At 60.0% G+C, this 26156-nt stretch carries 29 protein-coding genes and 1 tRNA gene; 15 read left to right on the top strand and 15 right to left on the bottom strand.

Features of this window, described 5'->3' with window-relative positions; translation table 11 throughout:
* The first annotated feature begins 60 nt into the window (after nucleotides 1–60).
* Nucleotides 61–612: a hypothetical protein gene (locus KF814_08795; protein ID MBX3236235.1), complete on the top strand. Its 552-nt coding sequence runs from the start codon at nucleotides 61–63 to the stop codon at nucleotides 610–612.
* Between the two features lie 127 nt (nucleotides 613–739).
* Nucleotides 740–1102: a hypothetical protein gene (locus tag KF814_08790; GenBank protein MBX3236234.1), complete on the top strand. Its 363-nt coding sequence runs from the start codon at nucleotides 740–742 to the stop codon at nucleotides 1100–1102.
* A 203-nt stretch (nucleotides 1103–1305) separates the two neighbouring features.
* Here KF814_08790 and KF814_08785 read toward each other — a convergent pair whose 3' ends face one another.
* The 3 genes from KF814_08785 to KF814_08775 all read right to left on the bottom strand — a co-directional run bounded on the left by KF814_08785 (nucleotide 1306) and on the right by KF814_08775 (nucleotide 4038).
* A complete protein-coding gene (locus tag KF814_08785) occupies nucleotides 1306–2328 on the bottom strand; it encodes an ATP-grasp domain-containing protein (protein ID MBX3236233.1) in 1023 nt (340 codons plus the stop codon).
* Nucleotides 2325–3386, bottom strand: a complete 1062-nt coding sequence (locus tag KF814_08780) for a putative zinc-binding metallopeptidase (protein MBX3236232.1) — start codon at nucleotides 3384–3386, stop codon at nucleotides 2325–2327. Before KF814_08780 ends, KF814_08785 begins: the two co-directional genes overlap by 4 nt.
* Before the next feature lie 184 nt (nucleotides 3387–3570).
* Nucleotides 3571–4038 carry a hypothetical protein gene (locus KF814_08775; GenBank protein ID MBX3236231.1) on the bottom strand — a complete coding sequence of 156 codons (468 nt, stop codon included), beginning with the start codon at nucleotides 4036–4038 and terminating at the stop codon, nucleotides 3571–3573.
* Between the two features lie 101 nt (nucleotides 4039–4139).
* Between KF814_08775 and ttcA the strand changes: the two genes are divergently transcribed.
* The 3 genes from ttcA to KF814_08760 all read left to right on the top strand — a co-directional run bounded on the left by ttcA (nucleotide 4140) and on the right by KF814_08760 (nucleotide 6801).
* Nucleotides 4140–5000: a tRNA 2-thiocytidine(32) synthetase TtcA gene (gene ttcA / locus KF814_08770; GenBank protein MBX3236230.1), complete on the top strand. Its 861-nt coding sequence runs from the start codon at nucleotides 4140–4142 to the stop codon at nucleotides 4998–5000.
* A 4-nt stretch (nucleotides 5001–5004) separates the two neighbouring features.
* On the top strand, nucleotides 5005–5736 hold the full coding sequence (locus tag KF814_08765; GenBank protein ID MBX3236229.1) for a hypothetical protein: 732 nt from the start codon (nucleotides 5005–5007) through the stop codon (nucleotides 5734–5736).
* Nucleotides 5737–6369: 633 nt separating this feature from the next.
* Nucleotides 6370–6801: a hypothetical protein gene (locus KF814_08760; GenBank protein ID MBX3236228.1), complete on the top strand. Its 432-nt coding sequence runs from the start codon at nucleotides 6370–6372 to the stop codon at nucleotides 6799–6801.
* Nucleotides 6802–6894: 93 nt separating this feature from the next.
* On the opposite strand, the gene msrA is transcribed toward KF814_08760, so the two are convergent.
* Together msrA and KF814_08750 are read right to left on the bottom strand one after the other, a co-directional pair.
* Nucleotides 6895–7440: a peptide-methionine (S)-S-oxide reductase MsrA gene (gene msrA, locus KF814_08755; GenBank protein MBX3236227.1), complete on the bottom strand. Its 546-nt coding sequence runs from the start codon at nucleotides 7438–7440 to the stop codon at nucleotides 6895–6897.
* 76 nt (nucleotides 7441–7516) lie between these two features.
* Nucleotides 7517–9046 carry a glucose-6-phosphate dehydrogenase gene (locus tag KF814_08750; GenBank protein ID MBX3236226.1) on the bottom strand — a complete coding sequence of 510 codons (1530 nt, stop codon included), beginning with the start codon at nucleotides 9044–9046 and terminating at the stop codon, nucleotides 7517–7519.
* 165 nt (nucleotides 9047–9211) lie between these two features.
* Here KF814_08750 and KF814_08745 point away from each other — a divergent pair, with 165 nt between their 5' ends.
* On the top strand, nucleotides 9212–10144 hold the full coding sequence (locus KF814_08745) for a cell envelope integrity protein TolA (protein MBX3236225.1): 933 nt from the start codon (nucleotides 9212–9214) through the stop codon (nucleotides 10142–10144).
* Nucleotides 10145–10158: 14 nt separating this feature from the next.
* Here the strand turns inward: KF814_08745 and KF814_08740 are convergent, their stop codons facing one another.
* Nucleotides 10159–10479 (bottom strand): PilZ domain-containing protein, encoded by a 321-nt coding sequence (locus tag KF814_08740; GenBank protein MBX3236224.1) that lies wholly within the window; start codon nucleotides 10477–10479, stop codon nucleotides 10159–10161.
* 745 nt (nucleotides 10480–11224) lie between these two features.
* Between KF814_08740 and KF814_08735 the strand changes: the two genes are divergently transcribed.
* Nucleotides 11225–11578, top strand: coding sequence for a PilZ domain-containing protein (locus KF814_08735; protein MBX3236223.1), 354 nt, complete (start codon nucleotides 11225–11227; stop codon nucleotides 11576–11578).
* Nucleotides 11579–11680: 102 nt separating this feature from the next.
* On the opposite strand, the gene KF814_08730 is transcribed toward KF814_08735, so the two are convergent.
* The 9 genes from KF814_08730 to KF814_08690 all read right to left on the bottom strand — a co-directional run bounded on the left by KF814_08730 (nucleotide 11681) and on the right by KF814_08690 (nucleotide 18417).
* Nucleotides 11681–13072, bottom strand: coding sequence for a DUF3422 family protein (locus KF814_08730; protein ID MBX3236222.1), 1392 nt, complete (start codon nucleotides 13070–13072; stop codon nucleotides 11681–11683).
* Between the two features lie 74 nt (nucleotides 13073–13146).
* Nucleotides 13147–13314: a hypothetical protein gene (locus tag KF814_08725; protein MBX3236221.1), complete on the bottom strand. Its 168-nt coding sequence runs from the start codon at nucleotides 13312–13314 to the stop codon at nucleotides 13147–13149.
* 276 nt (nucleotides 13315–13590) lie between these two features.
* Entirely contained in the window at nucleotides 13591–14331 is a 741-nt protein-coding gene (locus KF814_08720; protein ID MBX3236220.1) for an OmpA family protein, read from the bottom strand.
* A 328-nt stretch (nucleotides 14332–14659) separates the two neighbouring features.
* A tRNA-Arg gene (locus KF814_08715) sits at nucleotides 14660–14736 on the bottom strand.
* Nucleotides 14737–14788: 52 nt separating this feature from the next.
* Entirely contained in the window at nucleotides 14789–15112 is a 324-nt protein-coding gene (locus KF814_08710; GenBank protein MBX3236219.1) for an RNA-binding protein, read from the bottom strand.
* Between the two features lie 217 nt (nucleotides 15113–15329).
* Entirely contained in the window at nucleotides 15330–15860 is a 531-nt protein-coding gene (locus KF814_08705) for a shikimate kinase (GenBank protein MBX3236218.1), read from the bottom strand.
* 22 nt (nucleotides 15861–15882) lie between these two features.
* A complete protein-coding gene (locus KF814_08700) occupies nucleotides 15883–16737 on the bottom strand; it encodes a shikimate dehydrogenase (protein MBX3236217.1) in 855 nt (284 codons plus the stop codon).
* A gap of 40 nt (nucleotides 16738–16777) precedes the next feature.
* Nucleotides 16778–17539, bottom strand: coding sequence for an SDR family oxidoreductase (locus KF814_08695; protein ID MBX3236216.1), 762 nt, complete (start codon nucleotides 17537–17539; stop codon nucleotides 16778–16780).
* Nucleotides 17536–18417 (bottom strand): tRNA (adenine-N1)-methyltransferase, encoded by an 882-nt coding sequence (locus KF814_08690; GenBank protein MBX3236215.1) that lies wholly within the window; start codon nucleotides 18415–18417, stop codon nucleotides 17536–17538. Before KF814_08690 ends, KF814_08695 begins: the two co-directional genes overlap by 4 nt.
* A gap of 168 nt (nucleotides 18418–18585) precedes the next feature.
* On the opposite strand from KF814_08690, the gene KF814_08685 reads away from it, so the two are divergent.
* The 8 genes from KF814_08685 (at nucleotide 18586) to KF814_08650 (ending at nucleotide 26141) form a co-directional block, all read left to right on the top strand.
* The gene (locus tag KF814_08685; GenBank protein MBX3236214.1) at nucleotides 18586–19926 is read left to right on the top strand and encodes a nodulation protein NfeD; all 1341 of its coding nucleotides are present in this window, start codon (nucleotides 18586–18588) and stop codon (nucleotides 19924–19926) included.
* Nucleotides 19923–20696, top strand: coding sequence for a slipin family protein (locus KF814_08680; protein ID MBX3236213.1), 774 nt, complete (start codon nucleotides 19923–19925; stop codon nucleotides 20694–20696). The genes KF814_08685 and KF814_08680 overlap by 4 nt, the downstream gene beginning before the upstream one ends.
* 269 nt (nucleotides 20697–20965) lie before the next feature.
* Nucleotides 20966–22219, top strand: a complete 1254-nt coding sequence (locus tag KF814_08675; protein MBX3236212.1) for a sigma-70 family RNA polymerase sigma factor — start codon at nucleotides 20966–20968, stop codon at nucleotides 22217–22219.
* A gap of 112 nt (nucleotides 22220–22331) precedes the next feature.
* Nucleotides 22332–23384, top strand: a complete 1053-nt coding sequence (locus KF814_08670; GenBank protein MBX3236211.1) for a trypsin-like peptidase domain-containing protein — start codon at nucleotides 22332–22334, stop codon at nucleotides 23382–23384.
* Nucleotides 23385–23387: 3 nt separating this feature from the next.
* Nucleotides 23388–24167, top strand: coding sequence for a lipoyl(octanoyl) transferase LipB (gene lipB, locus KF814_08665; protein ID MBX3236210.1), 780 nt, complete (start codon nucleotides 23388–23390; stop codon nucleotides 24165–24167).
* Complete coding sequence (locus KF814_08660; GenBank protein MBX3236209.1) at nucleotides 24160–25416, top strand: Glu/Leu/Phe/Val dehydrogenase; 1257 nt, start codon at nucleotides 24160–24162, stop codon at nucleotides 25414–25416. Before lipB ends, KF814_08660 begins: the two co-directional genes overlap by 8 nt.
* A gap of 36 nt (nucleotides 25417–25452) precedes the next feature.
* Nucleotides 25453–25851: a hypothetical protein gene (locus KF814_08655; protein MBX3236208.1), complete on the top strand. Its 399-nt coding sequence runs from the start codon at nucleotides 25453–25455 to the stop codon at nucleotides 25849–25851.
* Complete coding sequence (locus tag KF814_08650) at nucleotides 25848–26141, top strand: hypothetical protein (GenBank protein ID MBX3236207.1); 294 nt, start codon at nucleotides 25848–25850, stop codon at nucleotides 26139–26141. Before KF814_08655 ends, KF814_08650 begins: the two co-directional genes overlap by 4 nt.
* Nucleotides 26142–26156 lie beyond the last annotated feature (15 nt).

The raw sequence follows: 26156 nt of genomic DNA, 5'->3' as shown, positions 1-26156 counted from the left end.
ACTGCTCTTGTCCGAGCATCAGCCCTATGATAGAGTCCGCGCCGCATCGGGCCTCACGCTATGCACATCCTGACTTTTCTCCGCCAATTTGCCTGCCTCTCGCTGGTCGCCGGGGCCCTATGCTTGCTCGCCCCCTCGCTGTCGAGCGCAGATGAGAACCACTGGGGGTTTGCCACCGATCTTGGTCTATGGACCGACACCACCAACAACACGACCTTCGCGTTGGGGTTCGGGCTTGACTACTACATGGATCAGAATTTTTCGTTCGGCGGGTTGGCGCTCTTCACGCCGATCGGCGACCTAACCCAGGTGGCGGTCGCGGGGGTCGCCAAGTATCACCTGCGGCTGACCAGCGGCATCAATATCGTCCCGTTTGCCGGACTCGGGCTGGTGCACGCCGACCTCAACAAAGGCAGCGGCCCTACGAAGATCGACCGCAACGACACCAGCCATTTCATCCCCCTGGGACTCTCGCTGGAATATCAGGTCGGCCCCAAGATCGCCTTCGCCAGCACTCTGATGGTGAACCTTCACCACCTCACACTCTCGGCTCCCGTCCCTGACGACAACACCAGCGTCGCCCTTCTGTTCGGCATTCGCTGGGGACCATAGGTCTTAGCCATCAGTATCAGCCGTCTGCATTGAGCACCGTTTCTCGCCCCACAGCGACAGATCCAGCCAGCCTATTCCTCCGTAAGAAATGGTGAGGGTTATCCACACACTCACCAAGGAGGAGATCATGACGAAAGCCATCACTGTTATCGCCGCAGCTTCACTGTTGGTTGCAACCTCGGCCTGGGCCGGCATGGAGAAGGAAGCCCAGCCGCTGAAGGCCGGCACGGGCTCGAAGGCTGAATCCCATCTCAACGAAGGGATTGAACATTTTGGGATGGGCCACTGGGACTTGGCCAAGAAGCACTTCGCGGCAGGCGAACAGGCAGATCCCCAGTCGGCAGAAGCGCACTATGATCTGGCGCTGGTGCTGGACAAGAACGGCGACCACGCAGGCGCCACTGCGCACTTCCAAAATGCCCATGACCTCGGCAAGAGCAACACGGCAATCTACCACTCGGAGATTTTAAAGAAACATCTGAAGATGTAGTGGAAGGAAGACCGGCAATTCTGGGAGGTGGGAGGGCTCTCACCCTAGAGCTCCTCCCCCAAATATTCCAGATACGCGCGGAACTTCAAAAAGGTCTTGTGGCGAGGCAGCAGCGAACGAGAGGGCAAGGCGTACACTGAGCCGTACGTCGAGTCCTTGAGTGCGGCGACAACGACGCCAGAAGCCTTTTTCAAGCTCCGCGCCTAGGCGGCTTGGGCGGGGCGCCATCGAAGCCCCACATTCAGCAACTCTTGCAAGAGATCCTTGTAGGCAAGTTCGGCCTTTCCCGCGCTGTCGGCAAAGTCCTCGCCGCAGGCAATCTGAGGATTGGGGTTGGCCTCGATGACGTAAACGTTGCCGTCCCTGTCCATTCGCATGTCGATGCGGGCATAGCCGCTCAGTCCCAGCGCACGGTATACGCGCTTGGCCAGGTGTTGGATCTGATCGGCCGTCCCCTCAGGTAAATTCTTCGCCTCGCACGAACGGATGCCGTACTTGGTCTGGTACTTGCGGCTCCACTTTACCCGCTCGGTCGCGATGCGCTTCGCCTCATCCGGCATCTTGTCCATGATGAGTTCCCACACGGGAAACACTTGAAGGTGCGCATTGCCCATAACCCCGACGTAGAGTTCGCGCCCTTCGATGTAGCGCTCCACGATGGCACCAGTGCCGACGCTGTCATGGATGAACGCCACGCGCTCGCGCAGCTTCTCATCGTCTTCGACAATCGAAGCCTGCGAGATCCCGAGAGACGCTTCTTCGCTGACCGACTTCACGATCAAGGGAAATGTCAGGTACTTCGGCCGACGCACCATGCGATGCAGCGGTACCACCATGAATTCCGGATAGGGAATGCGATGGTACGACATCACCTGTTTGGCGAGCGCCTTGTCGCGCGCCAACATCAGGCCGCGCGGATTGCATCCCGTGTAGGGAACGTGCATGAGCTCCAAATAGGAGACGACATTCTGATCGTACACCGCCACGCCGTCGAATTCTTCCAAGAGATTGAACGCAATATGCGGCTTCCAGTCTTCGACCGCCGCGCGAATGACTTCGAGGTCGCTCTTCACGCCGAGCGCACGCACCTCATGCCCGAGCTTCCTCAGCGTCGATACCACGTCGTACTCGGTCTTCCACCCGACGGCATCCAGATCCTGCCCGTTCACCTGATCCGGCGGAACCAGGTCTTTGTGCATGAGCACGAGTATGCGCAGTCGCCTCATAGTGCCACCTTATGTCGTCCGCTCTGGAGATAGTTCATCGTCTGCACGGTCAGCAAAATCGCGAAGTCCAGCTTGGCCTGTTCCTTGGATACGGTCAGGCGCAGCCGCAACGCTTGGCACCGATCGATCATGCCCTCGAGGACTTGGTCGATCGTATACTGATATTCGCCGGTCCACTCGGCCACGCGCCGGCGAATGTCTTTCCTCGTACGGTGGAGAAACGCCGCGGCGCTGGGGTTCTTCGTATACACCGGTTCATCGGAAAACAGCTTTTTGAGATCCGCGTCGTACGACGGCTTGCGGTCGACGCCATAATGCCTACGCTTCGCCTCGTAGTGATCACGCAGTGTCGTATAGATGCGCCGCAGCGGATCGACTTGTTGACGGTCGGTGACTGCAGGGGCGACTCCGGCCAGCTCTGCCATCAACCGCTCGACGTAGTCCAGTTTTTTGAGCACCGGCCACCCACGATACCGTTCCCGCCATTGCGACTGCGGGTCGAGCCACACTGCGAAGGTCTCGGCAAAGTCCTCGTCGGGATGGCTCTGCGCATACGAGACGTCCAGGTGGCGGACAAAACTCCGACTGTATGGGCGAGGCGTGTAATAGTTGGGATAGGGCTGCGAGGACCGGCCGAAGAGTTGTTGCCGTCGGCGCCGCCGCCGCAGCAGATAGGCATTCTCAATCGCATGGCCGGCTTCGTGTCGCAGAATGCGCATGCACCATTCATGTGTACCGCCCTCGACTTCCAACATTTGGCTGGATTCCAGTTTTGCCAGTCGCGGATGGGCCAAATAGAAAGGCAGAGCGATCCCGGGCACTTCGTCCGGCGTGAACCACTCATCCGACAGCCAGAAAAATGGCCGGAAGGAAAGTTGGCGCGCCCCGAGCTCGTGGGATAACTGTTCGATCGGCGCCTCATAGAAACTACCCTCGATCCGGAGATGCAGGTCGCACATCCGCACATCGAGCAGCTTCTCGTCGCTCCACTCCACCCATTCGGGCGTTCGTTCGACGGTCCGGGACCGCCGGTTGTGCTCCGTTCCTGTGCGCCCCATGAGTCGCTCACTCAAAAAGCCCCGTGAGTCGCCGATTTGCTCTTTGACAAATATAGCAGTTGATTAGAAATTTGCCGGACGATCGCCCCTCAAACCGACGGAAATACCCGCAAGGGTAAGACCGGGGGCATGGGTGGCACCGAACGGAAGGCGGGCAACACCGCCCAGGGACCAGGGCCGAGGGCTACCGCGGGGGCAGTCGTTCCAATAGCCGGGGGACTCCGGCCCAGATATGGTCGATGACGTGATGCAGATAGTCGCGGGATTGCTCGAGATTGTCCTGCCAGTTCGGAACAGCCTCATGCACATCTAAGATCGGTTCGTCGGTTCCGAAGCAAAGCTGGTTGAACAGCGGCACGTCCCGCCCGAACTCCTGCCGGATGAACGCTCGATGGTTCTCGCCCATCGCGACGACGATGGTGGCCGCCTCCAACAGATCGCGGTTGAGCTTCCGTTGGACATGGCGCAGGGGGTCCGCCCCCTTCTCGATCAGGCGAAGCCGCACCAACGGGTGAATCGGCTGGGGCGAGGCCTCGATGCCGGCGGAACCGACCAGGAGATCGCGCTCAGAGTCCAGGTGCCATTTCACGGCATATTCAGCCACCAAGCTGCGAAAGATGTTCCCCGAGCAGACGAACAAGAGGGATTCCATAGAGGGGGCTACCATACCCGATTTGCGGACAGGACTCACGCGCCTATGCCATTCCAGAAAGCCCTTGAGGTAGAATGCCCGTCATGGCCGACCATCCGCTCATCGTCCCTACAGCACCGGTGCCGCCGCCTCGCCTCGCCGACGAGGCCGAGAAGATCCACACCAGGCTCTCTCGTCTAGTCGGGCAGGCGATCGCCGACTATCGCATGATCGAAGACGGCGACCGCGTCATGGTCTGCTTATCGGGAGGCAAAGACAGCTACGGAATGCTGGAAGTCTTGCTGTCCCTGCAACGGCGAGCCCCCGTCCGATTCGAGCTCATTGCCGTCAATCTCGATCAAAAGCAACCTGGCTTCCCTGCCCACGTGTTGCCGGAGTATCTGACGAGCCGCGGCGTGCCGTTCCACATTGAAACCCGCGATACCTATTCGGTCGTCAAACGGCTGATCCCCGAAGGGGATACGATGTGCTCGCTTTGCTCCCGCCTTCGCCGCGGCCACCTCTACCGCCTGGCCGGCGAGTTAGGGGCGACGAAGATTGCCCTGGGCCACCATCGGGACGATATCGTTGAAACATTGCTGTTGAATCTGTTGTTTACAGGCAAGATGAAGGCCATGCCGGCCAAACTCCGCTCTAAAGACGGCCGCCATCTCGTCATCCGTCCGTTGGCCTATGTGAAGGAAGTCGACCTCGCGCGCTACGCCGAGCTGCTGAAATTCCCTATCATTCCCTGCGATCTCTGCGGCTCTCAAACCGACTTGAAACGCCAGCAGGTCAAGGCGCTCCTTCAGGATTGGGAAGCGCGATTCCCCGGATCGGGTGACAGCCTCTTTGCCTCCCTCTCCAACGTTGCACCGGCTCTGCTCTTGGATCGGCGGCTCTTCGACTTCGCCTCGCTCAGGGCGACGGAAGCCGACCCGCCGGCCGAGCCGTTCGACGCGGAGGATGATGGGATCCTCTAGCGCAATGGACCGACCATGCACGTTAGACCGTGTGCGACTCTGCGCCCTCCTCCTCCTGACCTCTTGTATCCTCCCCGTTCTGTCAGCCGCCGGACAACCCATTCGCATCATGCCGCTGGGAGACTCCATTACCGAGTCCGGACCAGGAGAAGCCAGTTACCGATATTATCTCTGGCAATTCCTTCACGAACGCGGCATTGCCGCCGACTTCGTGGGCTCCATGACCGGAGTTCGCGGCGGAGTTCCTCGCTACGGCGACTTCGATCAGCAACACGAAGGACACAGCGGGTGGCGAGCCGACCAGATACGCGACCGTATCGTGCCCTGGGCTACTGCGGCGCGTCCCGACCTCGTGCTCGTCCATCTCGGGACCAACGATCTCTGGCAAGGCCGGTCCGTACCCGAGACTGCTCAGGCCATCGGCGAGGTCATCGAGAGACTCCGCAGCGTGAACCCGCATATTCATATCCTGTTGGCCCAGATCATTCCCTCAACCCTCAAACCCTTGCAGGCGATTGCCGGATTCAATCAGGCCTTGGCAGCAGTGGCCAAAGACCGATCGACCACGGAGTCACCCATCGTCTTGGTCGACCTAGCCACCGGTTTCGACCCAGCCACTATGACTTCGGACGGAGTCCATCCCAATGCTCAAGGAGAGCGGATGATGGCCCAGCGATGGGGCACCGCCCTCCAGTCGCTCCTGATTTCGATGAGCAAGCCAGGAACAGCTCAGTAGCTAGGGCCGGATGTATCGGGGACAGGACAAGCGGAAAGGGAAACGGGGCTCAGGCCCGCTGACGGAGATGAAATCGCCTCGTGCAACGCAGGCACCGGTAGGGATAGTACCCTACCAGGTAGAACAGGAAATCAATGAACCCATGGCGGCTTGATCGCCGCGTATAGCCGGAGCATTTGTCACAGAAGAACATGTGATCGGACTTCCTTGAACCCAGCCTCGGTCCCAATGCAGGAATTGACAGGGACTTTCACTAGTGGGGAGCCTAGTGGAATCCACAGAGGCAAATCAAGGGGCCCAATCCGATACGCGTGTCGTGGTTGGTTCGACGCACTGGAGGCTTGACGGGAACGGCCAGGACGCCCAAGACAGCCTTGAGCCTGTCCGCTCAGGTTCTTCGGCGGAGACGGAACCGGTGAAGGCAGATCGTGCAGCGAAAGGGATAATACCCGATCAGGTGCAGGAAAAAATCCTGCCATCCGTGACGGGCGACTCGTTTTGCCCCGGCAGAGCACATGGGACAGTAGACCATTGACGCACAGACCTCGTGTGGTGGAGACAATACAAGACTGTATAGTGTGAAGACAATCGCCGAGTTCCACAAGGGCCGTCAGGGCCGGAACGTAAAGAAACATGGATCGAGCTGAATCCAACGGACAGCGGGGCGCCGAGCCACCGCTCTGGTCCATCGGCCTCGCAGCCGCAGTCATCTTGATTGCGCCGCTGGTGCTCTACTCCGTGGCGCCCTCCGGCCCGATCCGCGAAGGCGACACGATTTTCTCCAACGGGGCACACAAGGTGAATCTGTTTCAACCGGACCGCTACCAACAAGCGGGATTCGAATCCACCTGCGTGCTCGACCCCAAAGATCCGCTGATCGTGTTGCAGACCCCCTCGGAAGGTCCGGACAGCGTCATCCTTGCCCAGGTTCAGGGCAAGAGCCGTGTGGAATGGCCCTTTTGCCCGCCCCAAGCCGAATTACTGATCAAACCTTCGCAGGTCATGCAAAAGGTCAATGTGCTGCAGGATGCTGCGGACAGTGTGCGGAGAATCTGGCCGAAGTAGAGCGTGCGGCTTATAGTCTATGGCCGGATTGGTTCTTTCACTTGCCCATGCCATACGCCATTAGCCATAAGCGATGGGCCCCTACGAGCCTTCTCACGCCTTCAGTCTGGACGCAAACGCATTGCGAAACTTGGCGACCTTGGGCCCGACGACATAGGTGCAGTAGCCCTGGAAGGGATTTCGAACGAAGTACTCCTGATGGTACCCCTCCGCCTCGTACCACCGCCCGGCGGGAACCACCTCGGTCACGACGGGATTCGCATACAGCTTGCTCTGAGTGACCGCCGCAATCGCGTCCTCTGCGATCTGTTTCTGTTCGGGGGAGTGGTAAAAAATGCCTGACCGATATTGGGTTCCCGTATCGTTGCCTTGACGATTGAGCGTGGTGGGATCGTGACTAACGAGGAACATATCCAAGAGTTCCCGGTAGGTGATCCGCGCCGGATCGAATGTGATCCGCACGGCTTCTGCATGACCGGACCGGCCTGAACAGACCTGTTCGTAGGTAGGGTTCTCCGTTTGGCCGCCGATATAGCCCGACTCGACCGATTCCACACCCACCACCTGGTCGAATAGGGCCTCCAAACACCAAAAACAGCCGCCGGCCAGCGTGGCCACTTCCATCTTCGCTCCTGACATAGCTGCTTCTCCCTCGCTCACTCTGTCGCCGCCGGCACACACGATCTCTTACAAAACCGGCCAATTGCGGCCCTGCTCATGCCCGCCCGCCGTTCCACCATTCCCGCCCATCCCGCTTCAGCAACGCCTCTGCTTCGGTCGGCCCCCAGGTCCCGCTCGCGTAGTTCGGGAAGGCGGCGGTCGGCAGCGACTTCCAGACATCGAGCACCATTTGCACGACTTGCCAACCCAATTCGATGCTGTCGGCCCGCTGAAACAACGTCGCATCGCCGGCCAAGGCGTCGTGCAACAAGGTTTCATAGCCCGTGTTGGGCGCGTTGCCGAAATAGTCCGCGTACTGAAAATCCATGTCCACCGTGCCGATCCGAACGGTCGGACCCGGCACCTTCGCATCGAACCGGAGCGAAATCCCTTCATCCGGCTGGATGCGGATCACCAGGAGGTTGGGGGCGAGCCGATCCACCTTGGTCTTGCTGAACAACATGAACGGCGCGCATTTGAACTGTACAACGATCTCCGTCAACCGCCTAGCCATGCGCTTGCCGGTTCGCAGATAGAACGGGACGCCGGCCCATCGCCAATTGTCGATGAACAGTTTCATGGCTACGAAGGTTTCGGTGAGCGACTCGGGAGCCACGAGCGGTTCCCCCCGATACCCCACCACGGGCTTGCCATCGATCGTGCCTTCACCGTATTGACCAAAGGCCACGAACCGAAGGACATCCAGCGAACTCATCGGCACCACTCCGCGCAAGACCTTGGCCTTCTCGTCGCGCACGGCATCGGCGGCGAAAGAATTGGGCGGCTCCATGGCGAGGTAACAGAGGAGCTGGAGCAAATGGTTCGGCACCATGTCCCGTAGCGCCCCGGCCTGTTCGTAGTAGCGCCCACGATGCTCGACCCCGAGACTCTCCGCCACCGTGATCTGCACATGATCGATGTATTGCCGGTTCCAGACCGGCTCGAAGATGCCATTGGCGAAGCGGAACACCAAAATGTTCTGGACCGTCTCTTTGCCCAAATAATGGTCGATGCGGTAGATCTGCTGTTCGCGCAGCGCCCGTTGCAATTCGTAGTTAAGCGCCTTGGCCGAATCCACGTCGTGTCCGAAGGGCTTTTCGATCACCACGCGACGCCAGAGACCATCCCGTTCGACCACCAACCCGTACTCGCCCAGATGCCGCACGATCTCGCCGAACAGCCCCGGCACGGTGGCCAGGTAAAAGAGATAGTTGCCCTTGGTGCCTTCCGACCGGTCGATCTCCTGCAGGATTTCGTTGAGTCTCCGGTACGTCGTCCCTTCTTGGAAATCTCCCGGCAGGTAGTGAATGCGCCGAAGCAGCGCGTGCCATACGGTTCGGTCGAATCCGCGCGGGAGGTAATCACCGATCACCCGATCGAGCTTGGCTCGGTACTCTTCAGTCGAATGCTCCAGCCTATCCGTTCCTATTACCGCGAAGGATTCGGGAAGCAGATGCCCTGCCATGAGGTTGTAAAGGGCAGGGATGAGCTTGCGCTTGGTCAGGTCGCCGTCGGCCCCGAAAATGACCATAACACAGGGAGTCTTGAGCTGCGGAAGGTCCGGAAATGTCGACGAGGTCGTCATGGCACCTACCTTTCACCGATGCTGTCATCCTGCCTGAACCGCCGTATGCTGCGCAACCGGCAGAACGAACGCATGACATGATTGTGCATTTGGTTAGGCCAGGCCCGCCCCCCGTGATACTCATGATGTGTCTTCATCGTCCAGAAACTACCCCAAGGTGCCACGATGTCACGGTTAGCCCAGCCTTCGTTTGTACCCTTTTCCAGACTCGTCCTGTTGCGGATCGCCGGATGGACCGGACCCTTCATCATCGGCGGACTCATCGCCTTGATGCTGAGCGCCACCTGGGCTGGTAGCAATCAACCGCGCGTCACGGCTCACGATATCCAAATCGACCTTCCAGCCGACAGTCTCTACGGAGCGCTACCCCCGAACCGCGGCCTGACCGTCACGGTACAAGTGCCGGAACAACCGACCCGGCAGGGAGAAACCCTCGTGGCCTCGTTCGAAGGGGAAGGCCTTCCGCGCTATACGGTACCGTTGGAACCACGTCCTGATGCCCACCGGCTGTCGGTAACGGTCGACTTGGGCCGCCTCTCTTCGACCATCGGCTCGCCGCCGAAGGCCACCGTGCTCCATGTTTCGCTCGCCCGGCAGCAGGGTCTGCATCTGGAGGAGATCGCCAGGCGGTCGGTCGTGGTCACCATCGCCACTCCTGGCTACATGGATCGGAGCCTGCGCTCGGAAGCGGCTGCCGGCGCCATACGGCTTCAGGATCTGGCCGGACGGGACTCGGTCTCACCCGGAGGGCTAGCCATGCTCGATGGCGGTTTGCAGGAAGAGGACTTGATCGACAATGCCGCCCAGGGACGACAAAACGGCTACTGGCGACACCTGCAGGGGCTGATCCAACAACGGCTGCGCGAGGAGCTGTCGCAGCGACGGCATGCCGTGCGGCGGATGCCGGTGATCCAATTCCGCCTGTATGCCAACGGAGAAGCCCAACTGATCGAGGTAGAGCGCAGCTCAGGCAATGCGGAATTGGACCAGGCGGCGCTGATGACCGTCGTCAACGCCCATCCGTTTCCTCCATTCCCAACCGGGAGACAAGACTCCCCGATCGACGTGCATGTCGACCTCCCGATCATCACGCGGTAAGGCACGAACAACCCTCAGTTGTTCTGTGTCCGGCGCAGCCAGGAAATGAAGCGGCCAAGCCGCTGCACTTCCTCCGCGTGCAAATGCACGAAGGACAGCCCAAACCCTGTGGCATTTGCCCACCGCACCTCCGCGACCTCGATCTTGAGTGGTTCGTGCGGGTCGGGCAACTGCAGACGAAGCGCCAAGTAGGCGTGAGACGGCATGGATTCCTCGCTCAGGACATGACAGCCTTCCTTCGAAAGGCTCGTCACCATCCCTCCCCCGGCGATTTCATTGCCGGAGAACGTCAGCGGGACCTCAACCTCATAACGCGGCGTATCTCGTCGTTCCACGGACACCTCCGTCCGACCGAGACCAAATCCGTAAATTTCGCGGGATGGGCAGATGGATACCCTTTTCCCCTGACGAAATCAACAGAGCCGGCCGGCGGTGGCTGTCCGGCGTAATCCTGGAGGGCATTATCGGAACGGATACAGTCGCGTATCCGTTCCCAATAGTTCCACAATCACCGGAGCCAGCCCGCTACCCACTTCCCAACAACGAATGATGGAATTTCAAGGATTTGGCCTGGCACCGGCTGCAGGGTTCGCGCATGGCATGTCGGTTGCTCATTTGGAGTTCCAGTAAGAGTCGACAGGGTCTAACCCCCAGGAGAATCTCGATGGACGCCAGTGGATTGCTGCTCACGGTCATTGTGTTTGGGCTTGTATGGGCACGTTGGATCGCCGATGTCATGCGTCTGGTCGGTACGGCACCCCGTCGCTCATCCCGGATCTGAGGCCCCAGAATATTTCACCTTCGCGGTAGGCTTTGCCATGTTTCGCCTGACTTTTCGACCTCCATTCCCTTCACTCGCTCCAAGGCAGTTGGCGCTATGGATCCTGATCCTCCTCCCCTTTCCCATCGCCCTCCCATTGGCCTTTTGGGTGACGCACAGCAAGGCTCGGCCGGAGTAGGTTCCCCTTTCCCCCAAACGGCTCCTTAGGCAACAGCCCTTCCGGTCGATTCTGCTACTCGCACTCAAGTTCCGCGCCACTCCCTCCGAAAGAGGCAGGAGCAAGGCAAGGAGGCCTTACCATGGAAAGGGAACTTCGTTCTGCAGTACGTGTCACCGTGAACTACCCAGTGCGCTTTTCCGGAGATTCGATGATCGGCCACGGCACGGTCATCAACCTGTCGGCTCCGGGATGCGCGATTCGGACCTCCCAGTCCGTCCAGCCGGGAGATTACCTAGAACTCCGGATGATGACGCCGGATCAAGCCCGACCCGTGAGCGTGGGGTTGGCCAAGGTGCGTTGGACCTTGGGCGAGATCGCCGGAATTGAGTTCATCCGCGTACGACGTGACGACCAAAGCCGGATTCACCGATTAATCGACCACCAGCTCCAGCCCGCTGCCGACGCCTACGTCGACGAACTGGCCATAGCCTGATCCCCCGCACCGGGCTTCCCAGGATGGGGAGCAGCGCGCACGGGGATCGGTGAAGCACAAAACGAACGTGGGTGTGTCAGGAAAAGCGAAAGACGGCCGGGACTAGTGCCCGGCCCCGGCCTTGGTCGGATCCGACATGCGTTTGATGATGATCCGTCGCCCGACGGTCATCAAGGTAAAAGACGTCGCGAAGGCGATCGGGACGAAGATTGCCGTCGCAATCGTGTAGTTCTTCAACCAGCCCATCTCATAACACGCCTTTAGGACGTAACTGCCCAAGCCCGTGAGGTAGTAGGTGATCACGATCACCGACAGGCTTTCGACCGTCCGCTGCAGAATGGCCTGCCCGCGAGTCGTCGTGTCCACGCTCGCCAACAGTTTCATATTCTGATCCTGCAGAGCCAGATTCTGTTCCTGCAGTCGAAGTTCGATGTGCGTCCGCAGGACCGCCACCGTGGCCTCGAAATCCTTTTCCATCGCGTCGATCCGCCGTACCAACTGTAGATACCCATCCGTCACGCCGGTAATCTTCCACGAGATGTACTCCGACAACTGACGCAACGGCGGATAGGGCCGCTCCTGAAGTGACACCAGGTTGCTCTGCACGATCCGGTCATAGGGCACTGACGCCGAGAGCCTATACCGCATCGATTCTGCCAGGCGGCTGACTTGGAGCAGGTCCTGCGTCAGCACCGTCAACCACTTCTGCATCGTTTCCGGCGTGGACGCCCCCAACTGTTCGATCAGCACCGCTCGCTGATACAAATGTCGTTGCTCGAAATCGTGGATCTGGTCGACGGCCCGGGAAAAGGCCTGAAACGGGAGCATGACGAGGTGGTAGTAGTTCTCGATCGAGACCAGCGTGTCCACGATCTTCGACACCTGCTGCTCCAGGGCCTCTTGCGAGTCCGAGCAAATCAGGTAACGTTCCCGCTCGAATTCATCGGGCGTGAAGCTGGTCACAGCCACGATGTCCTCGCTGAAGATGTGGCTTCCGTACACAATCGCGCCCGGCAACCGACCACGCAACGCATCCTGCAGCGGAGGCTCTTCCGGCAGGATGAGAATATCCAGCGCATTGACCTTGATCCCCAGCGGGCAAATCGGCATCGCGTAGCCGGGAAACGTAATCGGCCCGAAATCGAGCCGCGCCGAGGGGTCTTTCAGCACATGCCAGACTTGGTAGCTGTAATATTCAGTATGCGCTTCCCAGACCACAACCAGCCGATCCCCGTTCGGTGCGGTCTTGAATCCATAGCCGAACTTTTCCTCGAGCGCCCCCTCGGTAATCTCCAACGCCTGCAGCAAATGTTGGAATTCACGGCGGCTGTTGGGCCGCTCCATCGGAGGATTCGCCATCCGATGCGCCACGTGGTGAATGTGCGCGGGCACGCCCAGCCACTGGGGCAAATAATGTTTGCTGGACTGGTGGATGCGATTCAAAAATCCGGGCGGGCGAGTCGGTTGCCCGTCGGTGGTCGCTGGTTCGGTCATGCTCGAGGTCTCACGGGTGGCGCAGTAGACAGGTTGTGCGGTCGCGGCCGATCATGCCGGCAGTGCCGGCGTAATCAGTCCTCGTCTTCCTCTTCGATATCCTCGATACCTTCGTAACTGACGTCGCCTTCACTGACGGAGGACGCCATCTTTTCACAGGCCGACTCGATAATCTCTTCCGCTTCCTCGGGAGAATCGGCGGAAATCAGAAACTTAACGGTAATCCCGAAACGTTGGTTCACAATCCCACTCCTTGGTACGAAGTAATCGGCCTAGGGGCATCCCCGCGCCATGGCTCAGATACCATAAGCTCTTACTGATTGTCACCCAGGACACACAGGGGTCAACACCGGACCCGCGCAGGCAATCGCCTGTGACCGGTCTCAGAGTATTCAATGTGCCGGACGCTGGGAGGAAACACCGTCTGGAGGAGGAGAGGACCAGGGAGGTGGCCTCGGAAAGGAACCGAGGCGCTTTTCCCCGGCACCCCCTCACGGGAAGGCGCCGGGGCGGGTCGCCTATTTGCGCAACAACATATGGCCACGCCGATTCTGCTGATGGCAGGTCTCATCGTGCTCTGCACAGAACGGGCGTTCCTTCCCGTATGACACAATGGCTACCTGCTTAGGGCTCACCCCCATGTCGACGAGATAGGCCTTCGCCGTCTTCGCACGCTTCTCGCCCAACACCAGGTTGTAATCATGGGTCCCGCGTTCGTCGCAATGACCGGAGATCTTCAATAAGGCTTTGGGATTGTCTTTCAACCATTCCGCATTGTGGCTGAGCGCCGTCATCCCGTCATCCGAAAGGTTCCAGCGATCATACCCGTAGTACACATCGTTCAAGCCGGCCTCGATCGCCGCCGCTTCTTCCCGGCGAAGCTCTGCATATCGCTTGGCGTCGCGATCGACCGGCAACATCATCTGCCCATAGTCGCTCCGGCTAAGCCGTTCTTCACCGGCGATCTGGCCGTTCACCAACGGCGAGAATCCTCGCAGCGCACCGCCCTCGGGATCACTCATGGCATCCTGGCGACCGATGGAGGGATATCGACCGTCACGGCCAGCTTGCCTATCTGCCCCGTCGCCACTGCCCAATCGCGCCGAGCGCGAGTCCTTGGCCGATCCCATTTCCGATTCGGCCATATCGTCGGAACCTGAGTGAAACCATTTCATGCTGCTGCAACCGGGACTTCCCAATAGAGCCAGCGTCAGGCCGGTCAGGATAAGCTGTGAAGGTCCGAGATGTTTCATAACCATGCTCCTTGCTCCTTGCGTCGAGGTGTTACCGTAAACGTCGTAACAACTATAGCACCGCGGTTTCTGGCCTCGAGCCGACCGACGCGGCGGAAACTTTCCTTCAACGAATCAAGGAGTTACGGTGCGGGCTTGACAGATTGGGACTCTGGCCTCTGGGATGTGGAGGGCTAAACATCGCGCCCAGAGCGGGTTTGCTGACCGTCACTGAGTGGCATGGTTGAACGGCACCGATGAGGAGGCACCAGCCGGGAGCTTCCGGCACAGAGCTGACACCGCGGCATTGGGCGCGAGAACCCACTGACGCTTCGCGGCCAGAGTAAAAACCGAGTGGTGCGCCCGGAGGGACTTGAACCCCCAACCCTCGGATCCGAAGTCCGATGCTCTATCCAATTGAGCTACGGGCGCAGACGGGCTATAAGAACCACGTCGGGCCCAGGTTGTCAAGGAAGGTCGTCCGTTACCAACGGTCTGTGCGCCCGCCGCCGCCGGCACCGGGCCCACCCATCCCGCGATCGCCACCAAAACCACGCTTTTCCTGTGGTCGAGCCTCGTTGACGACCAGGTTCCGCCCGCCAAAAGGAGTACCATTCAGCGCCGTAATCGCTCGTTGTGCATCTTCCCCCGTCGCCATCTCGACAAATCCGAACCCGCGCGACTGCCCGGTAAATTTATCGGTGATGACCTTGGCGGATTGCACCGCGCCGTGCTGTTTGAAGAGGTCGGCGAGTTGATCGTCCGTGGTCGAATACGGCAGGCTACCGACGTAGAGCTTGCTCCCCATGACGCACCTCCATCAGAACGGTTGGAAAAGACCGGAGGCGCCACAAGGGAAGAGGGGTCAGATCAGCACGGAATCATCATGAGCCGGTATTCACAGGAGCAGCAACCGGCCCACCTTCGCAGCAGACGACCGCACCGTCGAAACCGATGCTTCTCTCCATGCGCGTTCCCGCCGGCACACAATGAGAGGTGGAGCGTAGCACGGGCTGGAGGACAGATCAACGGGGCGCTTGCGTTCCGAACTGTTGGAGGATGCGTTCGGCCACGTCCGACGTCGACAGACCTTCGGTCGAGACGACATGGTCCGCCGCCGCCTGATACTTCGGCGTGCGTTCGCGTAGAACTTCACGGATTTCGTCCGTGAAGGACTTGGTACCAGTGAGGGATGGTCGTTGAGTATCGCCGCCAATCCGCTTGGTGATGGTCTCCACCTCGGCGGTCAGCCAAAAGAGCGCGCCGTTCTGCCGCAGTACGCTGACGTTCTCCGGCCTGAGGATGGCTCCCCCGCCGGTGTCAATGATCAGATGGTCCCGGCCGGCAAGATCGCGGCAGACCGCCGACTCCAGATCACGAAAATGGTCCCAGCCGAATTGCTTCACGATGTCGGGAATCGATTGTCGCGCTTGCTTCACGACTTCCGCATCCGTTGAAACCAGTTCCCGGCCGAGTCGACGTGCGAGTATGCGTCCCACGCTGCTCTTACCCGTTCCCCGATACCCGATCAACACGAGATTCATCGGCGCCGGCACCCTGTCAGTTCCCCCCTATCCATTATTGGAAGCGCGACTCCAACACCTGCCGCATGACATCCACCGGCGCCTGGCTGCCGGTCCAGAGCTCGAACTGCATCACGGCTTGGTTGAGGAACATCTCCAGCCCTGAAATCGTCCGGCATCCCGCCGCCTTCGCATCCTGCAGCAACTTCGTCTCCCTCGGGTTGTAAACGATGTCCATCACGGTCAACTCCGGCCGCAAGAGGTTGGTCGGCACACAACTGTCATCGACCTTCGGCGACATTCCGACCGGAGTGCAATGGACCAGGGTCCGCACGTGGGGGATCCAATAACGCAACATATCCAAACTGAGCGGTCCGTCTTCGACTGGAATGGAGCACTTGGCCCGCAGATCCTTCACGAGCTTTTGCCGCTCCGCTTCCTCGATTCCAAGGATCGTCAAACCAGGGATATTGGAACCGGTCGCGAGCGCGAAAGCGATCGCTCGAGCTGCGCCGCCCGACCCCAGAATCAGCACGCGCTGCCCGTCGAGCAACGCGCCGCCTTCTCTCAGGGCCCGCAACGCGCCAGAAGCATCGGTGTTGTAGCCCTTGAGCTTGCCCTGCTCGACCACAATCGTATTGATGGCCCCGATCGACTTCGCCGTCGGCTCAACCTCATCGAGAAACGGGATGGCGGCCACTTTGTGGGGAATCGTCACGCTGAATCCGCGGGCGTTCCCCAACGTGCGCAGCCCCTTGATGGCATCCCCGATCGACTCGACGCGAAGAGCCAGGTACACCCCGTTGACGCCGGTCTTTTGAAAGGCGGCATTGTGAATAGCCGGCGACAACGAATGTTCGACCGGATTGCCGATGACTCCGAACCACTGTGTCTGGTTGTTGATTTCCATCGCTCGTCCTACGTCTCTTCCGGCAAGGCGACTCCGGCCCTCATCCCTTGGCGATCGTCATGCCGCCGTCGATCGGGAATGTCGCTCCCGTCACCCACATCGACTCGTCTGATGCCAAGTAGAGCGCCATCTTGGCCACTTCCTCCGGCTTTCCCGGACGCTTGATCGCATAGTGGGCCAGAATGGGCTCGAGGTCGGCCGGATTACTCATGAGGGGGGCCGCCATCGGCGTATCCACAAGGCCAGGGTTGATCACGTTGCATCGGATGTGGTCGCGAGCGTAGTCGACGGCCATCGCCCTGGTCAGGGCATCGAGCCCTCCCTTGGACGCTGCGTAGGCTGGCAGACCTGAAATCCCCACCAAGCTGGCCACAGAAGAAATATTGATGATCGACCCGCCACCGCTGCGCAGGATCTCCGGAATGGCGGCACGGCTGATGCGAAATACACCGGTCAGATTGATGTCGAGCACCTGCGCCCAGGTCGCATCATCGGTCTCGTGTACTCGCTTTCCGAAATCGCCGACGCCGGCATTGTTCACGAGAATGTGCAGTTTTCCAAACGTGCGCACCGTCTGCGCGACCACGTCTCGTACGTGCGCCTCGTCCGTGACCGATCCGGCCACCGCCAAAGCCCGTCCTCCGTTCACGCCGATCCCCTTCACGACCCGATCGAGCTCTTCCTTCCGCCGCCCCGTCACGACCACTGATGCGCCTTCTTCCGCAAACAGCTTGGCAATGGCCTCGCCGATGCCGGCATTTCCACCTGTGACGATCGCGACCTTCCCTTGCAGCCGATTCATGAACGCCCGTCCTCCATACCGTCCTGTTCGCCGATCCCCTGCTCGCTCGCCTCATCGACAGGCGCGGCAGTCGATGCCCCGGCCCACCAGCCGGCCTCCACCTTTCGCGCCACCGTAATGAACCCCGAATGCGCCACCATGCGATGGTCGGGACGGACGCTGCGGCCTTGAACGGCCCACGTCCGGAGCAGGGTTTCAAATGTATGAATCATGCCGAACACCGCCGCGCGCTCCAGCGCCTCCACCGTCTGCATGACCTGCGGGACCGTCGGCACGAAACTCAGGTAGATCCCACCGGACCGCAACACGTTCGCGGCATGCGGCACGACTTGCCACGGTTCGGGAAGGTCCAGCACTAGTCGATCGAACGGCTTGCCGTCCTCCAGCAGCTCGATGCCCTCATAGGCGTTCTTCCGGCAAGGCCTCAGGGTCGACACCGGACCGAGATACCGCTCGATGTTGGCCATCGCCGTGCGCGAAAAATCCTCGCGAGCCTCATAGGTGACCACGAGTCCGGTCGGTCCCACGGCCCGCAGCAGCGCCATTGTGAGCGCGCCAGACCCGGTACCAGCCTCGAATACCCGCGCACCCGGATACACGTCGGCCCACATGGGAATCAGCGCGAGGTCCTTAGGATAGAGCACCTGGGCCCCCCTCGGCATCTTGAGCACATATTCGCCGAATGTCGGACGCAGTGCGAGAAAGCGTTTGCCCCGGGAGAGGGTCACCACCGAGCCATCCGGCTTCCCAATCAGCTCGTCGTGGGCAATCGTTTGCCCACTGTATTGATAGGTCTCTCCGGCCTTCAATGTCAGGGCATATTGCCGGCCCTTCTTGTCGACCAGGTGAATGCGTTCGCTATTTTGCAATTGTGACATGGCTCGGCATTCTAGGAGACTGATGCCGTGTTTTCAACCGAAGGAGCGCTGGGCTTCCTTGACTGCCTTCCGAGCGGGCCGTATGATCCAAGAAGTTCGGACCGAGATGCCTTCACCGGCCATGGGCCGGGCTCGGCTGCTCATCGATCGCCACGTTGAGGACTCCTGATGCGTGGTTCGACTCACACAGTCTCTCCCGCACTCCTTCTCGCGTACAGCCTGCTTGTCTCGTCCTTCGTCTCGCTCGAATCACCCGCCGCGCTCGGCCAGGCCCGGGAGGTCTACGTCGCTACCTATGAGGGTGTCATCAACCCGGTCGCCGCCGAATACATTCATGAAGCGATCGACTCAGCCCAGGCGGCCCATGCCGAAGCACTGATATTGCGGCTCGACACGCCAGGCGGACTCGACACTTCGATGAGAGTCATCATCAAGGACATCACCAGCGCCAGCATCCCCGTCGTCGTCTATGTGGCGCCATCAGGAGGACGTGCCGCATCGGCCGGTGTATTCATTACATTGGCGGGCCATGTCGCAGCCATGGCCCCGGGCACGAACATCGGCGCCGCCCATCCAGTAGCCCTGGGAGGCGGCGACCTGGACAAAACGATGAAGGAAAAACTGGAGAATGACGCGGTCGCCTACATCAAATCGACCGCGGACCAACATGGGCGCAACGCGAGCTGGGCCGAGGACGCGGTCCTCAAAAGCCGGTCCGCCACGGAGAAGGAAGCACTCAAGCTGAAGGTCATCGAGCTAGTCGCGGAAGACGTCCCCACCTTGCTGGCACAACTCGACCATCGTTCCGTAAAACTGGGTAACGAGACTCGCGCCCTGAATACCGCCGGCGCCACCCAGCGGGAGTTCCCGATGGGGCTCAGGTTAGAGGCCCTGAAAGCCTTGAGCGACCCGAACATCGCCTACATTCTCATGACACTTGGGACGGTGGGGCTGATCGCCGAGCTCTACAGCCCCGGGGCAATTCTGCCCGGGATCGTTGGCGCGATCAGTCTCATCCTCGCCTTCTACTCGTTTCAATCCCTGCCGATCGATTATGCGGGTCTCCTCCTCTTGGTGCTCGGCGTGATCTTTTTCGTCCTCGAGGCCACGGTCACGAGCTACGGCCTGCTCGCCTTGGGCGGCGTGATCTCGATGCTGCTGGGCTCGCTGATGCTGATCAAAACCGACGCGCAGTTCCTGCAACTTTCCTGGAGTGTGATTTTCCCCGTGATCGGTCTGGCCGCCGTCGGGTCACTCCTCATGGTCGGCATGGGGCTGAGGGCTTTGCGTCGAATGCCCGCCACGGGACAAGAGGAATTGGTTGGGCTGGTCGGCATTGCCAAAACCGCGATCTCACCCCATGGACATCTGGCGATCCATGGCGAGCTCTGGGATGCCATCAGCGACAGCGCGCTGCAACCAGGCGACCATGCCCGCGTGACCCACGTGGAAGGACTCACCCTGCATGTCCAACCGGTTGCACGAAAGGATGGCGCCTCATGCTCTTGAGCCCTGTCGGACTGCTGCTTCTGTTGGTATTCGCTTTGATCCTCGGCAAACTCACATTCAACGTGTTGCCGGAATATGAGCGCGCAGTCATCTTTCGTCTCGGCCGCCTTTCACAGGGTCTCGTCGGCGGCAACGGTCCCGGCCTCGTGATCATACTCCCCTTCATCGACCGACTGATTCGAGTCAGCCTTCGCACAGTCGCGATGGACGTCCCTCCGCAGGACGTCATCACACGCGACAACGTCACGGTCAAGGTCAACGCGGTCATCTATTTTCGCGTGGTCGATGCGCAGCGAGCCGTGATCCAGGTGGAAGACTATCTGTACGCCACCTCCATGATGGCGCAGACCACCTTGCGAAGCGTCCTGGGGCAAATGCAGTTGGATGACCTGCTGTCGAAACGGGACGAAATCAATGCCGAACTCCAGCGGATCATCGATCAGCAGACAGAACCCTGGGGCGTGAAGGTATCGGCAGTAGAGGTGAAGAACGTGGACCTGCCGCAGGAAATGCAGCGGGCCATCGCCCGTCAGGCGGAGGCCGAGCGCGAGCGCCGCGCGAAGATCATTCATGCGCAGGGCGAGTTCGAGGCCTCGCAACGGCTGGCCGACGCCGCCGGCGTCATCAGTCAGAACCCGGCCGCCTTACAACTTCGGTACCTGCAGACCTTGGTCGAGATCGCCGCCGAAAAGAATTCGACGACGATCTTTCCCATTCCCATCGATACCATTGCCCCCTTCTTGAAGGCTCTTCAGGGTCCAAAGACCTAGTCACCGCGCATTCGGCCCGTGCCCCCCTTGGGCAATTGCCCAGGGGCCTCGCCCATTGACATGGCCAAGATCGGCCATATCTGGAACCACGCGAAATCCAAGGCTCTTCTATCCTCGTAGTACAGGGTAGCGGCACGCACATCCGGGGATTCCACTGGCGAATCCTTTTGGAGATGCCGGAGCTCTAAATAAGGGTAGGCAGAGGATAGCGGCCTCGCCGCCACCGATTAGGCATCGAACCGCCCCATCAAAGGGGAAAGGGGATACATATGAAAGAGTCCATGACAGCGGACGATGAAAAACCGACCGGGATCTCAACGGAAGTCGACCCGGATGCGGATGACGAAGAAGCCAGTGACCTGATTGAAACGATCGGTCAGGATGAGGAAGTCGAAGAGGAGCAGGAGGAGCAACCAGCCGAGGAACCGTCACGATCGTCCAATACTCCGTTCCTGCTGGAATCGCTGTACTTCCGTTCCTTCGGCGAACGCCCCTTGCTCGCTCGCGAGGAAGAAGTGTCGCTGGCCAAGCGGATCGACGTCGGCACCAGGCAAATCCGGTCGGCGCTCCAGGAGGCCGCCAAGGCCTGCACCCGGCTGAAGAAGACGGACCGCACGACGGAATTGATTCGCACCATCACGATGGTGCGGCGGTTGAGCGGACTTTCGGCCACGGCACTCGACCAAGCCCTGGCGGCACTCGAAGCCCTGTCGGCAGAAACCAAGCCGCAAGGCCGGATCGGTGCCTCGGTTCAGAAGCAGCTTGAAGCCAGTCTGGCACAGGTACGTACCAATCGGGTGATTCACGAAACCGCGAAGGACGAGTTGGTACGTTGCAACCTCCGTCTGGTCGTCGATGTCGCCAAGCACTACACCGGTCGAGGGCTGACACTGTTGGATCTGGTACAGGAAGGCAACATCGGTCTCATGAAGGCCGCAGAGCGCTACCAATACCGGAAAGGCTTCAAGTTCAGCACATACGCAACCTGGTGGATTCGTCAGGGTATTACTCGCTCGCTGGCGGACCAGTCCCGGACGATCCGAATCCCGGTGCACCAGACAGAGGCATCCAATCGCATTCTTCGGGTTTCGCGTCGATTAGTGCAGCAGCTCGGCCGTACGCCCAGGCTGGAGGAGATCGCACAAACCATGCGGATCCGGCCGGAGCGCTTGAACGAAACGATTCAGGCCTTTCAGGAACCGGTTGCCTTGGAGAATCGTGTTGGAGACGGCGAAACAGAGTTGGGCGAATTGCTGCCGGATCAGCAAGCTGTCCCGCCGGATGCCCATGTGAATCGAACCGAGTTGACTCGCGAGCTCGATCGGATCTTGGGCACGCTGACTCCGCGCGAGCAGACCGTCATCCGGCTTCGCTTCGGGATCGGTGAAGATCAAGCTCGGACACTGGAGCAGGTCGGACAACACCTCTCCGTGACGCGCGAGCGAATCCGGCAGATCGAGGCTAAAGCGCTCAAGAAGCTCAAAACCCCGCTGGTGAAAGAAATGTTCGCCGCCATTAAGTAACCGGTGGCATCTACCAGCGGCGTTGACACGGGCGAGGGTTAACCTCGCCCGTGCTATTTTGGGCGGCTTTCTCCCTGCACTTGTGAGAGAATGGCGGCGGAGGGATTTACGCATGCCATTGCGATCTCGCCCGGCGGGAAGAAACCTACGGATCGGTGCCATCCTCCTCGTGCTCTCAGCCTGTGCCGGAACACTATCGGCACAGGGAGCCCCCCAACCGGATCGGCCGCCAAGCAAGGAACTCTCAGTTCCGGCGGTGGTCGCCAAGGTCCGCCCCTCAGTCGTCACCATCCTGCAGCGCGGAGTTCCCCCGGGGCAGGCGCAACATGGCGCTCCGGCTGGGTCCGGGTCCGGGGTGATCATCGATGAGGGCGGCTACATCCTCACCAACAACCATCTGGTCCAAGGCGTCAAAAGCGTGGTCGTCGGCCTTGCGACCGGGCGCATGACGCCGGGACGCGTCGTGGCTCGCGATTTCTTTCTGGACTTAGCCTTGGTCAAGATCGTGGCACCGGACCTAGTGCCGGCACAGTTGAGCCGGCGAACCGCCTTCGAGATCGGTGAAGCCGTCATCGCCATCGGCAATCCCTTGGCGCTCAAGGGGGGCTCTACCGTCACAGTCGGGGTGCTCAGCGCACTGGACCGCTCCATCCTCACACCTGACGGCGAAACTCTCTACAATCTCCTGCAAACCGACGCGGCGATCAATCCCGGCAACAGCGGCGGTCCGCTGGTGGATCGTTTTGGAGAGGTCGTCGGGATCAATGTCGCGATCGCCCCGTCCGCTCAGGCCATCAGTTACGCTATCTCTATGGAAGCCATCTATCCCCATATCGAATCCATGATCGTACGCGGGTCGGTGTTGCGACCAGACCTGGGGTTCATTCCCATTACCATCACCCCCAGCATCATGGCCAGCTTCGATCTCGAAGAGGATCGCGGGATTCTGGCCTTGCAAGTGGATGGCGACAAGGCGGCGGGCCGGGCCGGCCTCCTGACCGGCGACGTCATCACCGGAGTCGACAACCACCCGATCTATAATGTCGGAGACTTCTGGCATGCAGTGGCGCGCGCAGGGGATGAGATCCAGTTGCAAACCACCATTCAGGGCAAAACAACACCGGCCACCAGAACCTTCTCACGACCTGGGCCACCGCGACCGTAACCCATGACTAGCTCCCATACGCATGACGGCTCACCACCGACGCAACCCGGCATGCTGTGCCTCCTGGGTTCGATGCCGTACCTCGACGCCTGGACGCTACAGAACTGGTATCGAACCGAGCGCGCCGCGCGGCGGTGTCCTGACCTTCTGCTTCTGCTGGAACATCCTCCGGTGTTCACGGCCGGACGCAGCACAAAAGATACCGATCTGCCGGCCGTTCCACCATCGCACGGTGGAATTCCACTGGTCCGAACCGAACGCGGCGGCTCCATCACCTATCACGGACCGGGACAACTCATCGGGTACCCGATCCTGAAACTCACCGACCACTGCGCCGGGCCTAAGGCGTATGTGCGGGGACTCGAAGCGATTCTCATTCGAAGCCTCGCAGGCTGGGGCATCACGGCTCACCGACGAGATGGGCTTCCAGGCGTCTGGGTCGGCGACAGCGAGCCCCGCAAAATCGCCTCGATCGGAGTTCGAATCGCACAGGGTATTACGACCCACGGGTTTGCCCTCAACATATCCGTCGACCTCGAGCCCTTTTCCTTGATTGTCCCCTGCGGGATCGCCGATTGCCGGGCCACCAGCATGGCCGAGTTGTTGGGAGCCGCCCCCTCATTCGACGTGGTGGCCGATCGGGTGGCGGCTGAATTCGCCGCCTACTTCTCGCTTCAGTGGACTGCTCGACTCGGCCCCGACCGGTTGCCTTCGGCTGCCGAACTATCCCGCATACGTTCAGCCGTTCCTTCACTCAGTCCCGAGGAGATTCTCCATGCTTGAGCTGGATACGCACACGTTTCGCCTGGCCGTCGCACAATTCAATGAAGCCGCGGAAGCCATGCACCTCGACCCTAACCTGCGCGAACGCCTGAAACTGCCGCAGCGAACCCTTACCGTCAGCATTCCTGTGATGATGGACGACGGCCACGTGGAAGTGTTCACCGGGTACCGCGTACAACATGACTCAGCGCGTGGCCCGTGCAAAGGCGGGATCCGCTACCATCCCGACGTGAACATGGGCGAGGTCGCGGCCCTTGCCATGTGGATGACCTGGAAGTGTGCGGTCGCGGACCTGCCCTACGGTGGTGCCAAGGGCGGTATTCGTATCGATCCGAAGAAACTCTCGCGAGGGGAACTGCAGCGCTTGACCCGCCGATACGCTGCGGAAATCTTCCCTTTGATCGGCCCCGATAAGGATGTACCGGCCCCAGACGTCGGCACCGACCAGCAAGTCATGGCCTGGATTATGGACACCTACAGCCAACAGGTGGGATACGCCGTTCAGGGCGTCGTGACCGGCAAGCCCCTCTCGATCGGGGGCTCGCTTGGCCGGGAGGAAGCGACCGGACGAGGGGTCTCCTATGTAACCCTGGAAGCCCTCAAACACCTCAAGCTTGATGTCTCCAACGCCACGGTTGCGGTGCAGGGGTTCGGCAATGTCGGATCCCATACGGCCCTGATCCTTCAGCAGGCTGGCGCGCGTGTCGTGGCGGTGAGCGACGTAGCCGGCGGGCTGCACAATTCCAAGGGCTTGGATATTGCCGAGGTGCTCCACCGCTACAAAGACAAGAAGGAACCCCTGCGAGACATCAAACTCGGCGATGCCATTACCAACGACCAACTTTTGGAAATGGACTGCACTGTGCTCGTACCCGCTGCTCTCTCCGAGCAAATTACGGAACGCAACGCAGCTCGGCTACGCTGCCGGATTTTGGCCGAAGGGGCCAATGGTCCCACAACCCTCGAGGCGGACCGTATTCTCACGGACAAGGGTGTCTTCATTATTCCGGACATCCTGGCCAATTCCGGCGGCGTGATCGTGTCCTATTTTGAATGGGTACAGGACGTACAACGGTTTTTCTGGAAGGCTAAGGATATCCAAGACCGCCTGCAGGATATCATTACGAATGCGTTTCATCGGACCCTTCACTTCTCCGTTGAGAAACGCACCACCATGCGGATGGCGGCATTGATTTCAGGCATTGATAAAGTGGCGCAAGCACATCTCCAACGAGGCCTCTACCCTTAGAGGAACGCCGGTCGTCCCCATGGTTCACGCAGCGCCATGATGCGATACTTGCTCGCAGCAATTGCAGGAATATGGCTCATCGATGGGCTGACGTTGATCCTATTTCCACTGGTGGTGATCCGGAAACTCCAGGAGACATTGGTCCAGACTCCCCGGTTACTGCGGTGGGAAGCCATTGGAATTTGGTTTGGCTTGATACTGATCCTGTTCACCTCCCATCTGCCGTACCAGCCCCTGTGGTGGACTGTCGGTTGCGTCATGGTTGCCAAGAGCTGGTTTCTGGCTTGGGGCCCCTCGAATTGGCGAGGACTGCTGCTCACCTGGTGCTTTCACCGCGAGGCGGTTGATTACCGCTTCCTTGGGCTCTGGCTCTGTACCCTTGCCGTCCTACTTCTGCATGGGTTAGGGTGGTTGGGAGGAGCGCCTCCGCCATGAACCGTGAAACCGTCGCATCGATGTGGGAAGCCCATTGCCAATCTGGGTGGCCGCAATTCAGCAGTCCGCACGAAGGTCAACTCATGACATTGGACACGGTCATCGGCGGATGTGCGGTGTTTTACCTGGATGGAATGGAGGGTCTGGACAGTCAGCGGGTTGCAATTCTCAAAGACTGCGTTTCCGATCTCGACGGAGTGATTGATGAGCTAAGCGATTCGACTCAAGACTACTTCCAGCATCTCCGCCGACTGGCTGAAACCCTCATTCAGACCGGACAGGCAGAATAATTGCTCTCATTGAGC

This window comes from Nitrospiraceae bacterium, assembly GCA_019637075.1.
Lineage (GTDB): Bacteria > Nitrospirota > Nitrospiria > Nitrospirales > Nitrospiraceae > JAHBWI01.
Note: the sequence above shows the minus strand (reverse complement) of the source record. Positions and strands in the feature narration are given on the sequence as shown.

Bases quoted from the DNA above. Each gene is read 5' to 3' on its own strand.
- KF814_08795 (MBX3236235.1), top strand. From the start codon at position 61: ATGCACATCCTGACTTTTCTCCGCCAATTTGCCTGCCTCTCGCTGGTC.
- KF814_08790 (MBX3236234.1), top strand. From the start codon at position 740: ATGACGAAAGCCATCACTGTTATCGCCGCAGCTTCACTGTTGGTTGCA.
- KF814_08785 (MBX3236233.1), bottom strand. From the start codon at position 2,328: ATGAGGCGACTGCGCATACTCGTGCTCATGCACAAAGACCTGGTTCCG.
- KF814_08780 (MBX3236232.1), bottom strand. From the start codon at position 3,386: ATGGGGCGCACAGGAACGGAGCACAACCGGCGGTCCCGGACCGTCGAA.
- KF814_08775 (MBX3236231.1), bottom strand. From the start codon at position 4,038: ATGGAATCCCTCTTGTTCGTCTGCTCGGGGAACATCTTTCGCAGCTTG.
- KF814_08765 (MBX3236229.1), top strand. From the start codon at position 5,005: ATGGACCGACCATGCACGTTAGACCGTGTGCGACTCTGCGCCCTCCTC.
- KF814_08760 (MBX3236228.1), top strand. From the start codon at position 6,370: ATGGATCGAGCTGAATCCAACGGACAGCGGGGCGCCGAGCCACCGCTC.
- msrA (MBX3236227.1), bottom strand. From the start codon at position 7,440: ATGTCAGGAGCGAAGATGGAAGTGGCCACGCTGGCCGGCGGCTGTTTT.
- KF814_08750 (MBX3236226.1), bottom strand. From the start codon at position 9,046: ATGACGACCTCGTCGACATTTCCGGACCTTCCGCAGCTCAAGACTCCC.
- KF814_08745 (MBX3236225.1), top strand. From the start codon at position 9,212: ATGTCACGGTTAGCCCAGCCTTCGTTTGTACCCTTTTCCAGACTCGTC.
- KF814_08735 (MBX3236223.1), top strand. From the start codon at position 11,225: ATGGAAAGGGAACTTCGTTCTGCAGTACGTGTCACCGTGAACTACCCA.
- KF814_08730 (MBX3236222.1), bottom strand. From the start codon at position 13,072: ATGACCGAACCAGCGACCACCGACGGGCAACCGACTCGCCCGCCCGGA.
- KF814_08720 (MBX3236220.1), bottom strand. From the start codon at position 14,331: ATGGTTATGAAACATCTCGGACCTTCACAGCTTATCCTGACCGGCCTG.
- KF814_08710 (MBX3236219.1), bottom strand. From the start codon at position 15,112: ATGGGGAGCAAGCTCTACGTCGGTAGCCTGCCGTATTCGACCACGGAC.
- KF814_08700 (MBX3236217.1), bottom strand. From the start codon at position 16,737: ATGGAAATCAACAACCAGACACAGTGGTTCGGAGTCATCGGCAATCCG.
- KF814_08695 (MBX3236216.1), bottom strand. From the start codon at position 17,539: ATGAATCGGCTGCAAGGGAAGGTCGCGATCGTCACAGGTGGAAATGCC.
- KF814_08690 (MBX3236215.1), bottom strand. From the start codon at position 18,417: ATGTCACAATTGCAAAATAGCGAACGCATTCACCTGGTCGACAAGAAG.
- KF814_08685 (MBX3236214.1), top strand. From the start codon at position 18,586: ATGCGTGGTTCGACTCACACAGTCTCTCCCGCACTCCTTCTCGCGTAC.
- KF814_08675 (MBX3236212.1), top strand. From the start codon at position 20,966: ATGAAAGAGTCCATGACAGCGGACGATGAAAAACCGACCGGGATCTCA.
- KF814_08670 (MBX3236211.1), top strand. From the start codon at position 22,332: ATGCCATTGCGATCTCGCCCGGCGGGAAGAAACCTACGGATCGGTGCC.
- lipB (MBX3236210.1), top strand. From the start codon at position 23,388: ATGACTAGCTCCCATACGCATGACGGCTCACCACCGACGCAACCCGGC.
- KF814_08660 (MBX3236209.1), top strand. From the start codon at position 24,160: ATGCTTGAGCTGGATACGCACACGTTTCGCCTGGCCGTCGCACAATTC.
- KF814_08655 (MBX3236208.1), top strand. From the start codon at position 25,453: ATGATGCGATACTTGCTCGCAGCAATTGCAGGAATATGGCTCATCGAT.
- KF814_08650 (MBX3236207.1), top strand. From the start codon at position 25,848: ATGAACCGTGAAACCGTCGCATCGATGTGGGAAGCCCATTGCCAATCT.